The sequence below is a fragment of the Limnohabitans sp. Hippo4 genome (assembly GCF_003063605.1).
Taxonomy (GTDB): Bacteria; Pseudomonadota; Gammaproteobacteria; order Burkholderiales; family Burkholderiaceae_C; genus Limnohabitans_A.
The window spans coordinates 276,588-289,983 of record NZ_NESE01000003.1 but is presented as its reverse complement, the minus strand read 5'-3'; the positions used below and the strand labels follow the sequence as shown (position 1 = coordinate 289,983).

Annotated in this window: 18 protein-coding genes; 4 read left to right on the top strand and 14 right to left on the bottom strand. The window is 54.6% G+C overall.

What is annotated here, in order from left to right; genetic code table 11:
- Nucleotides 1–239: 239 nt before the first annotated feature.
- Complete coding sequence (locus tag B9Z46_RS10475; protein ID WP_108256269.1) at nt 240–1,409, bottom strand: LysM peptidoglycan-binding domain-containing protein; 1,170 nt, start codon at nt 1,407–1,409, stop codon at nt 240–242.
- A gap of 20 nt (nt 1,410–1,429) precedes the next feature.
- Between B9Z46_RS10475 and flgA the strand changes: the two genes are divergently transcribed.
- The 3 genes from flgA (at nt 1,430) to B9Z46_RS10460 (ending at nt 3,129) form a co-directional block, all read left to right on the top strand.
- On the top strand, nt 1,430–2,290 hold the full coding sequence (gene flgA, locus B9Z46_RS10470) for a flagellar basal body P-ring formation chaperone FlgA (RefSeq protein ID WP_108256267.1): 861 nt from the start codon (nt 1,430–1,432) through the stop codon (nt 2,288–2,290).
- A gap of 142 nt (nt 2,291–2,432) precedes the next feature.
- Complete coding sequence (gene flgM, locus B9Z46_RS10465) at nt 2,433–2,756, top strand: flagellar biosynthesis anti-sigma factor FlgM (protein WP_108256265.1); 324 nt, start codon at nt 2,433–2,435, stop codon at nt 2,754–2,756.
- Nucleotides 2,749–3,129 carry a flagellar protein FlgN gene (locus B9Z46_RS10460; RefSeq protein WP_055359645.1) on the top strand — a complete coding sequence of 127 codons (381 nt, stop codon included), beginning with the start codon at nt 2,749–2,751 and terminating at the stop codon, nt 3,127–3,129. Before flgM ends, B9Z46_RS10460 begins: the two co-directional genes overlap by 8 nt.
- On the opposite strand, the gene B9Z46_RS10455 is transcribed toward B9Z46_RS10460, so the two are convergent.
- Genes B9Z46_RS10455 through B9Z46_RS10435 form a run of 5 tightly spaced genes read right to left on the bottom strand, consistent with a single transcriptional unit; the run spans nt 3,117 to nt 6,840 of the window.
- A complete protein-coding gene (locus B9Z46_RS10455) occupies nt 3,117–3,452 on the bottom strand; it encodes an EscU/YscU/HrcU family type III secretion system export apparatus switch protein (RefSeq protein WP_233245981.1) in 336 nt (111 codons plus the stop codon). The genes B9Z46_RS10460 and B9Z46_RS10455 overlap by 13 nt on opposite strands.
- Before the next feature lie 8 nt (nt 3,453–3,460).
- Entirely contained in the window at nt 3,461–4,519 is a 1,059-nt protein-coding gene (locus tag B9Z46_RS10450; protein ID WP_108256261.1) for a flagellar hook-length control protein FliK, read from the bottom strand.
- The gene (locus B9Z46_RS10445; protein WP_146179248.1) at nt 4,501–4,929 is read right to left on the bottom strand and encodes a hypothetical protein; all 429 of its coding nucleotides are present in this window, start codon (nt 4,927–4,929) and stop codon (nt 4,501–4,503) included. Before B9Z46_RS10445 ends, B9Z46_RS10450 begins: the two co-directional genes overlap by 19 nt.
- A gap of 16 nt (nt 4,930–4,945) precedes the next feature.
- Nucleotides 4,946–6,343: a hypothetical protein gene (locus tag B9Z46_RS10440; protein ID WP_108256257.1), complete on the bottom strand. Its 1,398-nt coding sequence runs from the start codon at nt 6,341–6,343 to the stop codon at nt 4,946–4,948.
- Between the two features lie 2 nt (nt 6,344–6,345).
- On the bottom strand, nt 6,346–6,840 hold the full coding sequence (locus B9Z46_RS10435; protein ID WP_082466691.1) for an LPP20 family lipoprotein: 495 nt from the start codon (nt 6,838–6,840) through the stop codon (nt 6,346–6,348).
- Nucleotides 6,841–7,042: 202 nt separating this feature from the next.
- Between B9Z46_RS10435 and B9Z46_RS10430 the strand changes: the two genes are divergently transcribed.
- Nucleotides 7,043–8,233, top strand: a complete 1,191-nt coding sequence (locus B9Z46_RS10430; RefSeq protein ID WP_108256255.1) for a sigma-54-dependent Fis family transcriptional regulator — start codon at nt 7,043–7,045, stop codon at nt 8,231–8,233.
- A gap of 35 nt (nt 8,234–8,268) precedes the next feature.
- On the opposite strand, the gene B9Z46_RS10425 is transcribed toward B9Z46_RS10430, so the two are convergent.
- The 8 genes from B9Z46_RS10425 to fliN are packed head-to-tail and all read right to left on the bottom strand — an operon-like array spanning nt 8,269 to nt 13,392.
- Nucleotides 8,269–9,156: a hypothetical protein gene (locus B9Z46_RS10425; protein ID WP_108256253.1), complete on the bottom strand. Its 888-nt coding sequence runs from the start codon at nt 9,154–9,156 to the stop codon at nt 8,269–8,271.
- Nucleotides 9,157–9,167: 11 nt separating this feature from the next.
- Nucleotides 9,168–9,707 carry a hypothetical protein gene (locus B9Z46_RS10420; RefSeq protein ID WP_108256251.1) on the bottom strand — a complete coding sequence of 180 codons (540 nt, stop codon included), beginning with the start codon at nt 9,705–9,707 and terminating at the stop codon, nt 9,168–9,170.
- Nucleotides 9,704–10,870: a flagellar biosynthesis protein FlhB gene (gene flhB / locus B9Z46_RS10415; RefSeq protein ID WP_108256249.1), complete on the bottom strand. Its 1,167-nt coding sequence runs from the start codon at nt 10,868–10,870 to the stop codon at nt 9,704–9,706. Before flhB ends, B9Z46_RS10420 begins: the two co-directional genes overlap by 4 nt.
- 12 nt (nt 10,871–10,882) lie before the next feature.
- Entirely contained in the window at nt 10,883–11,653 is a 771-nt protein-coding gene (gene fliR, locus B9Z46_RS10410) for a flagellar biosynthetic protein FliR (protein WP_108256247.1), read from the bottom strand.
- Nucleotides 11,653–11,922 carry a flagellar biosynthesis protein FliQ gene (fliQ, locus tag B9Z46_RS10405; protein WP_055359655.1) on the bottom strand — a complete coding sequence of 90 codons (270 nt, stop codon included), beginning with the start codon at nt 11,920–11,922 and terminating at the stop codon, nt 11,653–11,655. The genes fliR and fliQ overlap by 1 nt, the downstream gene beginning before the upstream one ends.
- Before the next feature lie 15 nt (nt 11,923–11,937).
- Nucleotides 11,938–12,705, bottom strand: coding sequence for a flagellar type III secretion system pore protein FliP (gene fliP / locus B9Z46_RS10400; protein WP_199220588.1), 768 nt, complete (start codon nt 12,703–12,705; stop codon nt 11,938–11,940).
- The gene (gene fliO / locus B9Z46_RS10395; RefSeq protein WP_055359656.1) at nt 12,695–13,048 is read right to left on the bottom strand and encodes a flagellar biosynthetic protein FliO; all 354 of its coding nucleotides are present in this window, start codon (nt 13,046–13,048) and stop codon (nt 12,695–12,697) included. The genes fliP and fliO overlap by 11 nt, the downstream gene beginning before the upstream one ends.
- Before the next feature lie 35 nt (nt 13,049–13,083).
- Complete coding sequence (gene fliN, locus B9Z46_RS10390) at nt 13,084–13,392, bottom strand: flagellar motor switch protein FliN (RefSeq protein ID WP_108256245.1); 309 nt, start codon at nt 13,390–13,392, stop codon at nt 13,084–13,086.
- Nucleotides 13,393–13,396: the final 4 nt, after the last annotated feature.

Here is a 13,396-nt window from a genome sequence, read left to right as displayed (position 1 = left end):
TCGCGTCACTCTTAATGCCGGTAAACCGACAGCCCGAAGAATTAAAGTTCTTCGCAATGACTTCGATTGCAAGAGCCGTGCCATGCTTTTGGCGTCTCAAAGCGATGGGTTTTTGACGGGGGTGGAAGCTTGGAAGCTAGGAATCATGCGGGTTTGAGGGGATTCGCCCGCTTTGAAGGGGGGTGAACTCAAAGCGGCAAACCCTTGCCGCTTTGATTGAGAAGCTGAGGTGTGGCTGCTTATCGCAACCAAATTTTGGGGGCTTCGATGGCGTCGTAATCCGCCGCTTTTTGAACTTGCAAACGAATTCGAGCTGCCGAGTTGGGGTTGTTGTCCAGCGTGCTGGTGCTGGCGGGGTTCAGTGCATTGTTGATGGCGTTGGCAACGGTGTTGCCTGGCGCAGCGGCCGCCGAATTGCTGCGGAAGTTTTTAAAGCCCAAACGATCGACAGCGTTTTGCATCAGCCCTTGGGCAATGGAACTGCGGGTCATGGGGCCTTGAGGGTCTCGGCCTTCGTACAAGTATTTGGCCTGTTTGCCAGGAATGCCCAAAGGCTCTTCGGGGCGCTTTTCACCACGCGCGGCGGGCTGCAGCACGGCCAAATAGAGTTCATCCAATGGCACAGGACCTTCTTTTTTCAGGCCCACTTTGTCAAAGTAGGTGTCGACCAAGTGCAATTGCTGGTAAACGCTCAAGCCCAAGATGGACTTGGGCGCTTTGCCAAAACCCACTTCGGCAGCGCCGCGATCGGGACCATCGCAAAACTGAATGATGCCGTGGCAGCGAGTGTTGGTGGCCTGGGGGTTCATGCCGTCGCTCTCCATGAGGGTGAGGCGGGCAAAGTCATCGGGCGAGAATTTGTGTTTGCTGGCCACTTGCAAGACTTTGTTGTAAACGTCTTGTTTTTCCACTTTGGGAATAAAACCTCGGGCCACAGCGCGGTCTAGGGTTTGGCTCAACACCGGGTGAGCCACTGCATTGATGACATTGGATTTATTCAGTGCGGCCGAAGTGCTGAGGGGCTGAGCCGCGCTAGCACTGGCTGTATTTGACGTATTGGGCGCACTGCTGGCTGCTTGATTGGGCTGTGTCTGTCCTGCCTGCCACTGGCTCAACATGTTTTGCAGTTGAACCTTTTGGCCGGGGAAAATGGCATTGGGGTTGGTGATGCCACTGTCTGCGGCCAGGGCTTGTGCCCATCGGAATTCTTCGGAGGCGCTGAGTTTGACACCTTGCTTTTGGGCTTGGTCTCGAACAATGCTGGTCAGGGTGTCGCCGGCTTGAATCACTTTGACGTTGGCCGATTGCGTTTGCGCCAATGCCTGAGAAAAGCCAGGACGTGACAAAGCCACCACACTGGGTGTGCTATTGCCCACAGGGTTGTTGGGTAAATTGGACTCAATTCTCATGATCGTGGCATCTTTATTGCATGAACTCCGGTATGTTCAATCCAAGTGTCAAAACATCTACACCTGCCCAAGGCTTGATGCAAATCCTGTGCCTGACGGTTTTTTGGCTCTTTGCGCTAAGCCTGCCATTGCAGGCCCAGACCAACAGGCCTGCCAATGCGCAGACCAGCACGCCACCCATTGCCCCCCTCAGTGCAGCGGGCAGTGCGGAGGCCGAGGCCATGAACATGCAAGTTCGCCAATGGATGGCGCAAACCCATGGCGTGACGCCTAAAGAGGTGGTGATTGCGCCCTTAGACAGCCGGCTGAAAGTACAGGGCTGTCAAAAAATCTTGAACATCGACCATCCTTTTGCGTCCAAAGAAACCCTCAGGGTTCGTTGCCCAGAGCCTGTTTGGCAACTCTATTTACAAGTCAGCATGCCCCAAGGCGGCAATTTGCCAGCTGTCGTCTCAGGTTCTGCCAATGGCGGGGCCACCCCAACGCCCGGTGCCAGCACCAAAACCATGGTGGTGGCCAAGCGCTTGCTTCAGCGGGGGAGCATTTTGCAGCCCGACATGCTGGAAGAAGTTCAAGCTTCCCCAGGAAATGCCGATACACAGATACTGAGTACGCTGAAAGATGCGCAATTTGCAGAGTTGACCCGTGACATTGGGGCCGGACAGCCATTGCGGGTGTCGGACATTCGCCGTGCAGTCATGGTGAAACAGGGACAGACCGTCATGTTGTCTATTGGCAACAAGTCTGATTTTCAGATCACGATCCGCATGGAAGCCATGCAAGATGGTCGTTTGGGTGAGCAGGTGAAGCTCAAAAATCCAGAGTCTGGGCGTCAAGTTTCTGGGGTCGTGACCGGTTTGAACACTGCAAAAGGGCTTTGAGATGACAAAAAACAGCTGTTTTTGGCCTTCAAATCCCAAATATTTCAAAAAAATGATTCAAGTTCTAGAATCTCCTGTCGATACTGAGCATGTCCAACCCCCTTTTTGTGGGTTGATGTGAATACAAGAAAGTGAGCCTGGTATGACCGATGCAATTTCAAATTATGGACAACGCGCCCAGTCGGATGCGTCGTTGCGCAGCGCATTGGACAAAGCCAACCGCAAGGGCAGCTCGAAAGACAGTGTCACCAGCGACGCCGCCATGCCTGCAGCGCCCAGCGCCAAATCGGCCGGTGCAGATCAGTTGCAACTGACCAATGTGGCGGCTCGTGCCATGGCCGAGCCCGACTTTGATCGAGCCAAGGTGGAGTCCATCAAGCAAGCAATTCAAGACGGTCATTACCCATTGAACCCTCGCAAAATTGCTGAAAGCTTCCACGCCATTGAGCAAATGATTCGTGAGTGAGCGAGCACTGATCGTTTCAGACCAGCTGGTCCAGCTGTTGGCTTTGGAGTTTGAAGCTCTGAAGAGCCAAGACCTGGACCGGTTTGAATCATTGCAGCCTGGAAAAAATGATTTGTTGGCCGAGTTGGCGCAACTTTGCCCTTCAGCAGAAGACCTCCAAAAACTTCCCGAGTGGGATGCCCTGCGCGAACGCCTCATTGAATGCCGTGACTTGCATCGGCGCAATGCGGTGTTGATTGAGCGTAAGTTAGACACCATTCGAGGTGCCCTTCACAGTTTGCGCGCTGGCGATTCTGGCAGCCCTGTGGAGGTTTATGACCGCTTAGGTCAAGTGGCCCGCTTTAGTCGCGGCCGCGGTTATCAAGAAGTTTGACTGGTACCGTTTTCATCAAACGCTTGAGCCTCAGTCACATCTTCTTTCTGAACTTCTTGATTTGCTTTTTCATCGCCAGGGCGCATGCCCTTGAGCCAATACACCCATGACAAAACCACCGCCACAGCGGTGTAAAGCTCTTGCGGAATTTCTTGGTCGACATCGAGTCGGCTTAAGAGGGCCAGCAATTGAGGGTCTTCCGAAATGAACACCCCTTGCTTGCGTGCTTCATCGATCATGCGCCACGCCAAATCATCGTCACCCTTGGCGGTGACCACAGGGACGGGATTCTTGCCATAGGCAAGGGCGACGGCTTGACGCATGTATCGGCTCATGCGGACACATCCACCACCAGGCCACGACCTGAAGGTGTCCAATCACTGACTTCACTGGGCCTTGCACCATGCACCACGCTGAAGGCGCGCATGGTGAGGCCTGCTGCACGCAACTCGTCGCCCAGCAAATAAGAACGAGAGCGGGCTTGTGCCACCAGGGCTTCGTTTTCGGCCCACATGGTGAGTTCAATTTGTTGTGCATTCATCAGTTGGGTTTTAAGCCATACGGGGCCCAACTCTTCTGTTTTGGAATGCACATTGACCGTGAGCACGGGCTGCTCACCATCTTGCCTAGGCCCACGTCGAACGGTCAGCTCGACGGGGTTTGAATCGGCAAATGGCAAGGTCATGCTGAAGAGCACTTCTTGTTGCGCTTGCGCTTGAACGGCTTGCACTTGACTGGCTTCTATGTCGTCTACGGCTTGGGTGAGCTTTTCAATCACTCCGCCATCCACTTCTTCATCGACGTTGCCCGACACATTGATTTCTGCAATGAGTTTGCGCAAGAGTTGCTTGGTGTCTTGCACCGGCGGCTGCATGCCGCGGGCCAGCCAAATTTCAGCACCCATGGCGCCCATCATGGCTTGACGCAAGGCGCCTGGCGTGAGTTGCGCCATCGACAGTTGCATGCCGCGCCATTGCGCTTGCAAATCAGGTCGTTGAACTTTGCTCAGCAATTCATCCAAGGTGCCAGGCTGAAACAGTTGCGACAACTCGGTGTTCACGCTGGGTCGGTACAGCAAGCTGGCAATGCGCGAGACCAAAGGTTGTGCATTGACGGGAACCAGCGTGCCGCCTTGTGCGCGCAGCCAAATGGACTCACCCACTTGGGAGGGCTGCAAGCCTGGTAGTGGCAGGTTGCGACCTTGCAACACCAACATGGGCTGACCGTGCTGGGAGCGCACAGTGGCTTGAATCACTTGCCCGTCTTTCAAGCCCAATTCGGCTGCAGGACTGCCCTGCAAAGGCAATAACTTGCCTTCTAAAAAGATGGGGTGGATGCGGCCGGGCGCAACAAGCGCCTCGGCCCCAGAGATCAAGGGAACCGGACCCATTGCCTGCGAGCTGAATAGTCGCGGGCTGCGGGGCCGGATTCTGAAGTGTCGGAGGCTGCAAGCGGTGTCAAGACATTGCGCACCACTTGGCCATGATCTGGAATGGTCAACACGGTGCCAGCTTTCACACGTTGCTGGGGATTGCCGGTGATGACCTTGGGGTTGGCATCGACCAAAGCTTGACGCAAGACTTGAATGTTCAAGGGGCTGTTGGCGTAAACCTTTTGCAACACTTTATCAACTTGCGTGCTTTGGCTCACGGTGTAAGCCGCAGTGACGGGCGCAGCGCCTTCTGCAGGCGCATCGGCTGCAGATGCAGGCGCAACCCACAAGCATGACAAAGCCGTCATCGTCCAGCCGAGCATGTAGGTGACTGCGAAGGAAGGTGCTGGGCGTGAAGATGTTGTCATGGCAAGCTCAATCAAATCAATAGGGGTTCATGACAAAACTGGCATTGGCGTTAGCGGCAGTTTTGACAGAACGTTTGGCAGTTGCAGAGGGCGTTTGTGCAGTGGGCGCCACTTTGGGTTCTTTCACCAAAGTGTCTGTGGGCCAAGCGCGCCAATCGGCTTGTACTGCTTGTGCAGGGCCTGCCAACACCACCAGTTGCGAGTTGTAAGGCGTGACCGATTGCACATGGGCCAGCAAAGTTTGTGGGGCACCTTCTTTGCTGAGCAGTTCTTTGGGGAAGCGAGCAGGGTTGGCCACCAACAACTCATCGCCTTTGCGAACACCCGCTAAGGCACCTGCATTGATTTGCAATTGCTGTGCATTGACGGCTGTGACCGCGGGGTTGATGGCGTGGCAGCTCAGCCATTGCTCGGCGTCTGCGCGCCAAATTTGAAGTTGCTGTTGTACCAAGTTCAAGCTGGCTTGCGTCAAGCGGGGAGCCGACCAAGCAGGACGGTCCACTTCCAACTGCAAGCTCACGCTCTCTTCGTATTTTTCAACTTGAGCTTCGTTGCTGGTCAATTGGAATTCCAAACTCAGTGTGACGTTGTTGCCGGTTTGGCCCATCAATCCTTCAAGACCTGTTGCAGGCAATGCCACCGTGCGAATTTTGAGCAAAGCTTGCCAAGGCAAAACAGCCGGGCGATTGCCAATCAGTGCACGCTCATAGGTCGTCATGTTGTTGGACATGGAGGCCGCTGGCAAATTGTTGACCGCACGCCAAGCCCGAGCCTGGCCTTCAGCACGTGTGCTTTGAACCCATTGCGTTTGCAGCAAGGGCAGAAGACCCTGAAGCACCACGCTGTTGGCGCTTGGCTCAATGTCCATGCCAAAGTCGATCACGTGATTCATGTGGGCACTCATCTTGGGGGTACAAGCTTGTGCATCTGCGGCGGCATCTTGCAGCGACTTTTCTTTGACGAACGTGCTCGCTTTGGCCATCAGTTTGCTGAATTTCTGAACCGCGCCTTTGAAGCCGGTTTCAGTGACGGCGCTGTCGCCATTTTTGTCGACAGCAGCGCTGTTTGAGTTGTTTGGGAATTGCAAACGCGCTTTGGCTTGGCCAGTTTCATCGCGTTCAAATCCAGCAACGCGAACACCGCGGACGTCCATGTTGTTTTGAAAACGGCTGTTCTCACGCAGGCTGCCTTGCGGGTCAACCCACGTGGTGGTTGAAACACGGGTGGGCGTTTGCAAGGAGGCATCGACCAAGCTTTGGCGAATGGCGTCCAAGCGCTCTTGCGCCGTCAGCGGTGCTTGTGCAGCAGGCACCGATTTGTTGAAGTTGTAACTTTGCGCATGGGCTTGCGAACCCATCAAGCCAGCCACCAGGGCCAGCGCGATTGCGTGTTGAGGTTTTGCAAGCGCGCGCATGATCAACGGCCTCGTGCAGCCATTTGGCCCATGAACATGATGCGCAAATCTTGCACCACATCACGGTCGAGGGACAAAGTGGTTTCGTAGGTGTCTTCGCCCACAGGCGTGATGCTGACCAAACGGGCACCGTAGATCACGCCTTCAACTTTGGCGCGGAAGGTGTCGTTGGTGACGACCATGTCGGCCACGGTGGACGTAGCGTCCAGTTGTTGGCCGTAAACCTGCTCGGTCAAGTTGCGATAGGCGTCTAATTTAGAGGCACGAATGGCCATCAAACGCTGCTGCGCGGGGTTTTTGTGGTTTTGAACAGCAACCACCGCATAGCCTGTGGCTGTGATGGTTTCTCGTTTTTCAACCAATGGCGCAGACATGGCCGTGTTGGCATCTTTGGCCGATGAGGTGGGCATGGCCAGATTGATAGACTTGCAGCCTGTCAGGGCGGTGACGCCCAATGCGAGGCAGAGGGTCAAGCTGGCGGTGGTCATGCGTTTCATGTTCAGTTCCTTGTGAGAGGGGGGACTTGAAGTCCTTCACCCTCTGATTCGGCATCAACTTGAGAAGCTTGAGGGTCGGTTTTGTCAGTTGTTGTGAAAACGCGAAGGGGATTGACGGTTTCCCGACATTTTTGTGTTTTGAGCGCCAAATTGCAATACAGTAGTGTCTTGTTGCAATTCCACACCCCAAGCTTTCCATTCCATGGCTAAAAAAAGTCTTTCCAAAGCTTTTATTGGCGCCAGTGCTGGCGCTGAGGCCATTCGGCATTTGATCGAAAGGGTGGCTTCGTCCACGGCCACCGTGCTCATTACCGGCGAAAGTGGCACAGGCAAGGAGTTGGTGGCCCGTGCTTTGCACGACCAGTCCGACCGAAGTGGCGGAAATTTTGTCCCCATCAATTGCGCAGCCATCCCCAAAGATTTGCTCGAAAGCGAATTGTTTGGCCACCGCAAAGGCGCTTTCACAGGCGCCATGGCCGATCGCATTGGCCGATTTGAGTTGGCCCATGGCGGCACCATCTTTTTAGACGAGATTGGCGATCTGTCTTTGGACATGCAGGTCAAACTGCTTCGCGTCTTGCAAGAACGCACTGTCGATCCGGTAGGCGGTTTGAAATCTGTGGAAGTGGATGTGCGCGTGGTCGCTGCCACCCACCGCGACTTGGAAGCCGAAATTGAAGCCGGGCGGTTTCGTGAAGACTTGTATTACCGCTTGAACGTGTTGCCCTTGAACACGCCCGCTTTGCGTCAAAGAGCGCAAGATGTGCCAGCCTTGTTGGCGCATTTTGCAGAACTCTTCGCAGCCAAAGGCCAGACCCCTATTACCTTTACGTCGGATTTCATTGAGGCTTTGAAGGATTACGCGTGGCCAGGCAATGTGCGCGAGTTGTCCAACTTGGTGGACCGTTTCAATACCTTGTTCAGTGGCCAGTTGCTGAGCTTGGCGTCGGTGCCTTCGTCCTTGTTGCCCAAAGGTTTGCGCACTTTGCAAGCCGAACGCGTCAGCACCCCCATTGTCGATTCCTTGGAAATTGTGGCGCCCTTAAGCTCCAAAGAGTTGCACCAAAGTGCCAATGCCGAAGTGATGAACCCCTTTGCCAATCCTGCGCCGCCCTTGGCCATGGACATGCACAACGAGGTGGAAGACATCATCATGTTGGCGCAGGGATTGCCCAGTTTGCCGCCCGAGGGGCTTTCCTTGAAAGACCGTTTGGCAGACATCGAGCGCGACTTGATTGTGCAAGCACTCAATCGAACCGATGGCAATGTGTCGCAAACCGCACGCTTGCTGAATTTGCAGCGCACCACCCTGATTGAAAAACTCAACAAGTACGACTTGCGTCAAGGCACTTTGCCCGTTGCAGGCAACGAAGACGATAAAAAAACCGCTTGATGTGACTCAAGCGGTTGGTGTGAAGCGCAAGCCAATCAAGGCTTGGTACTGAGAACCCCACTGGCGCCTGCAGGTGTCGCTTCTTGTTGAACGCGTGGATACTGCACCATGCGTTCCTTTTTCTTGGCTTCTGCCAGAGCCGCAGCGTTGGCAGAGTTGACGTTGGCGGCGGCTTTGGCGGCGGCTGCATTTTCTGCTGCTTGACGCTCTTTTTGCAAACGGGCCAAGGCTTCCATTTCTTTCTTGAACGTGCCGGTTTCACCCACAGCGCCCTGCAAGCCACTGACCTGACTGGCCAAGCTGTTCAATGCTTTGGACTGCTGCATGAAGCGGCCTTCTAGAGACTTGACCTGGGCTGCCAAGACTTGTCCTTTTTCGCCCACTTGCTGCGCTGTTTTCTCGGGCACGCTTTCGGCGTTCTTGATCGCTTCGTTCAGACGTGCTTCCAAGCTGCTTTGCGCCTTGGCAATTTCATCTTGTTTGGAAATCATGGCCTGCAAACCTTCATTCACAGAGCCCACCATTTCTGTTGAATCGTTCAATTCCACAATCTGTTTGCTCAGTGAGGCCAGCATGGCGTCCATTTGATTGATGCGTGACTTGAGGCTGAACACCACCGTGGCAAAAATGATCGCTACCAGCACCATCAGGCCTCCGGATACGCCCAACATGATTTGGTGCTGCTTCTTGTTCACCTTCATCAGGTTTTCCAAGTTCTGCGTGGCTTTCTTCATGTTTTCGCCGGCGCCCACCGCCAAATTGGCAGAGCGGGTGGCCAACTCGGCCGACTCCAGCGCCACCATTTTGACGCCTTCAAGTTCGTCAGTATCGGTGACGGCTGGCGCAGCTGCGTGATCATCGTGGTGATCGTGCGCATGATCATGGCCGTGATCGTGTCCGCCTGTGGTGGGTTGAGTGCTCATGTCGAGTTCCTTTACTCAAGCTTGTCCAGGCGCGCACGCAACTGGTCATTCTCGATTTTGATATTGATAACGCGAGCTGGAAAGTCCATCTCTGGCTCTGCTTCGTAAACCGGCTCTTGAATTTCTGCTGTCGCCACAACGGGCGCAGCTTTACTTTCAATAGCATCGACAGCAGGCGCTTTCTCTTGAGGCTTTAGGATGCTGTCGAGCTTGGTGACGTCGACATTCTTGCGCGCCGCGGGCGGAATCTTGGCCTCTTTTTCATTTGAGACGAAGCGATCGGGCATGTCGGCAGCGCTTTGATAGCCCTTGTAATTGGGGTCTTGAGCGTTCACGCTGAGATTCTGATCCGCTAATTTGCTCACGCCGCCATCCATGATCATGTGTTCGACAGCGTGCTCATCGGGATCGGCCAAGACTTTGCGGACCGATGGCGTACCTTCCTCACCTTTTTTACCAACCGCCATGTTGGTGCCTTCAGGCATGGTGACCTCGTGGGGCCGATCACTTTTGATGATCAGGGGTTCGTTGGAGTTGTCGTGTTCGCTCATCGTGATTCCTGACTTAAAGAGGTCATCAATTTACCGTTGGCATCAAACAACATGGACGCTGGTACTTTGGGTTGTGGTTTGGGCATGGGCGGGACACCGGGGCGTACATCGGCCAAGCTGAAGACATAGGCGATCACTTGCGCAACCGCCAAATAAAGCGTTTCAGGCACGGGGTGATCGACCTCGGTGCTGAAATAAAGGGCACGTGCCAAGGGCGGTGCGGCAAACATTTCAACACCGTGTTTTTGGGCCTCTTCGCGGATGCGAGCCGCCATGTGGTCAGAGCCTTTGGCCAGCAGCACAGGGGCACCATCGCCGGTGGGGTCGTATGACAAAGCGACGGCAAAGTGTTCTGGGTTGGTGATCACCACGTCCGCATCTTTGACTTTTTGGATCATGCGGTTGTTGGCCATTTCGCGCTGACGGCGGCGAATTTGTTGTTTGACTTCAGGACGACCTTCCATGTCCTTCATCTCGTCTTTGACCTCTTGCTTGGTCATGCGCATGCGCTTGATGAACGAGTAGCGCTGGTAGGGTGCATCAATCAGGGCAATGACCAAGAGGCTCAAGCTAAGCCACAGGGCCGACTCGCCAATCATCCAACCTGCAGCAGCCAAGGCGGGCTCGAGGGCCATCTGACCCATTTGCATCATTTGGTCCATTTGTCGGCTGACCAATGACCACAAGACAACGGCCACCAAAGAGAATTTCAAGATGGCCTTGATCAGTTCAACAGCAGCACGCGCACCGAACATGCGGCCTAGGCCCGACATGATGCTGAGCTTGCCAAAGTTAGGCATGATGCTCTTCAAAGAAAACAAATAACCGCCCGTTGCACCACTGGACAAGATGGCCAAAATAGCAGTGACCAACAACACGGGCACGATCAGCAAGAAACTCTCGCCCAGTTGATGGGCAAAGGTGGCAACCATCAAATCAGGGTTGTCCAAAGTCTTGCGATCGAACTTGAAACCCGATGCAAAAATTTCAGCCACTTGTTTGATCCAGTAGCCGCCCATCATGAACAACACCAGGATGGCGCCAATGGTCACGGCGGCCGCAGGCAACTCGACCGAGCGCGCAACTTGGCCCTCTTCCCGAGCATTGCGCAGTTTTCGCGCCGTCGGCTCTTCGGTTTGTTCGGCACTGGAATTTTCAGCCATGCGTCACGCCCTTCAGGTGATACCGACCAAGGCGCGGACTTGGAAAAAGCCCTGCATCCACAGCCATTGAATGCGCGCGCCAATGCTGGGCAAAGCCAGAATGAGCACGCCGTAACCGGCCAGCACCATGGCTGGAAATCCGACAGAGAAAATGTTCAAACTGGGCGCTGCGCGCGTGGCCACACCCAAGCCAATGTTGATGAACAGCAAAGCCACGATCACAGGTAGCGCTGTTAATAATGCGCCCAAGAACAACATGGAGCTCCAAGCGATGACATGTTTCATGGCTTCGGTGCTCATCAAGTTGCTGCCGATTGGCAAGGTGTTGAAACTTTCAACCACCAAATTCAAGAGCAATGCGTGGCCACCCAGGCCCACAAAAATCAGCGTGGCCATGACCAACAAGAACTGAGAGATGACGGGCACATTGCCCATGTTGGGATCGATCATGGTGGCCATCGACAAACCGATGGCGTTGGCAATGGACTGACCTGCCACCACAATGGCCGCGGTGACCACTTGGAGCATCAAGCCCATCAGTAAACCAATCATGAGTTGGTTGCAAATTTCCATCAAGCCACTGGGCGAGAGGGGGTCAATGACAGGCCACTGGTGCATGGGGTAAACCAACCAAGTGAGGGCCATGGCCAGCACAATGCGCACGCGCAAGTTCAGGGCTCTGAGTGAAAAAATAGGGGCGGCCACCAGCAGGGCCGAGATTCGCAGCATCGGCCAGAGGAGCCCATAAAAGCGCTCCAACAGTTCGGTGACTGCGATGTCCATCAGGTGAACAATCCGGGGATGCGCTGGAAAATACTGCGCGTGTAATCGACCAAGGTGGTCAACTGCCAACCACCCACCACAGCCAAGGTGATGGCCAATGCGGCCAGCTTGGGAATAAAGCTGAGAGTGGCTTCATTGATGGACGTTGCAGCTTGCAAAATACCAATGGCCAAACCCACAAACAAGGCCACACCCAACAAGGGTGCGGAAATCAAAACGGTCATCCAAAGTGCTTGGCGACCCAGGTCAACAACGGTGGCGGTGTCCATGTGTAAGCTCCAAGTTCAGGTGGCAAAGCTGGCGGCCAGCGATCCAAGGATCAAGCTCCAACCATCGACCAACACAAACAACATCAGTTTGAAGGGCATTGAGATCATCATGGGCGACAACATCATCATGCCCATGGACATGAGCACGCTGGCCACAATCAGGTCAATCACCACGAAGGGGATGTAAATCAGGAAGCCGATGGTGAACGCGCTTTTGAGTTCAGACGTGATGAAGGCGGGCACCAAAGTGGAGAAGGGCACAGCCGCTGCATTGACGGGCTCGCCTTTGTTGGCCATTTGCATGAACAGACCAATGTCGTCTTCGCGTGTTTGCTTCATCATGAAGTTGCGCAAAGGTTCTTCGGCGGCAGCCAAAGCTTTGTCAAAGGCCATGCCTTTTTGCATGTAGGGCACCAAGGCGTTGGTGTAGATGTCGTTCAAGATGGGCGACATGATGAACAAGGTGAGGAACAAAGACAAACCCACCAAGACTGTGTTGGGGGGTGTTTGGCCCGTGCCCAGCGCTTGGCGCAAGATGGACAACACAATGATGATGCGCACAAATGCCGTCATCATGAGCAGGAAAGAGGGCAGCAGCGTGAGCGATGTCATCAAGGCCAACAGTTGCAGCGACAAGCTGTACTGTTGTTGGCCTTTGGGGCCGCCCGTGACGTTCAGCATGGGAATGCCCTGAGCTGAAGCGGCAAAAGGAAATGCCAACATGGCCAGTGCAAGGATGCAGCTGGCCAAGACGATTGGTTGTTTGAGTAATTTACGCAGCATGAGCGTCTCCGGGGGCAGACAAGCTTGCGCTGAGTTCGCTCAGTTCATTCTGCAAAGAGGATGGGGGTTGGGCAACGCCTTCAGACCATTGAGCCAAGGCGGAGATTTGAGAGGCCGTGATGCCCACCATGACCTCGTGTTCGCCAACGCGAACCAAGGCAATTTTTTGTCGAGGACCGACGCTGACAGACTCCAAGATTTGCAATCTGCGGCCAGCGTTTTGGCTGTTCATGCGAGACTGTAAACGGCGCAGCGCCCACAAGAGCGCAGCCATCAAAGCCAGCACCAAGGCAAAGCTGCCGAACATCCGAAACAGGTCGGCGCTACCAAAGCCGGGTGCCATGTGGTCCTCTTTTCTGTGTGTCTAAAGAGAGGAGTTTATAAGTTCTTCATGCGTTCTGACGCGGGCGCCACACGCGTGAGGCGAACGCCATAACGGTCATTGACCAAAACGATCTCGCCTTGGGCCACCACCGTGTTGTTGACCAACAGGTCGAGAGGCTCGCCTGCGATGCGATCGAGTTCGACCACACTGCCTTGGGTGAGTCGCATCAGATCGCGAATTTTGATCATGGCACGGCCCACTTCAATGGACAGCGTGACGCTGATGTTTTGAAGGACTTCAGGATTGATTTGGCGTTGGGTCGCTTCGTTTTCGATGGCGGCGTCTGTTTGTGTATCGGTCATGTCG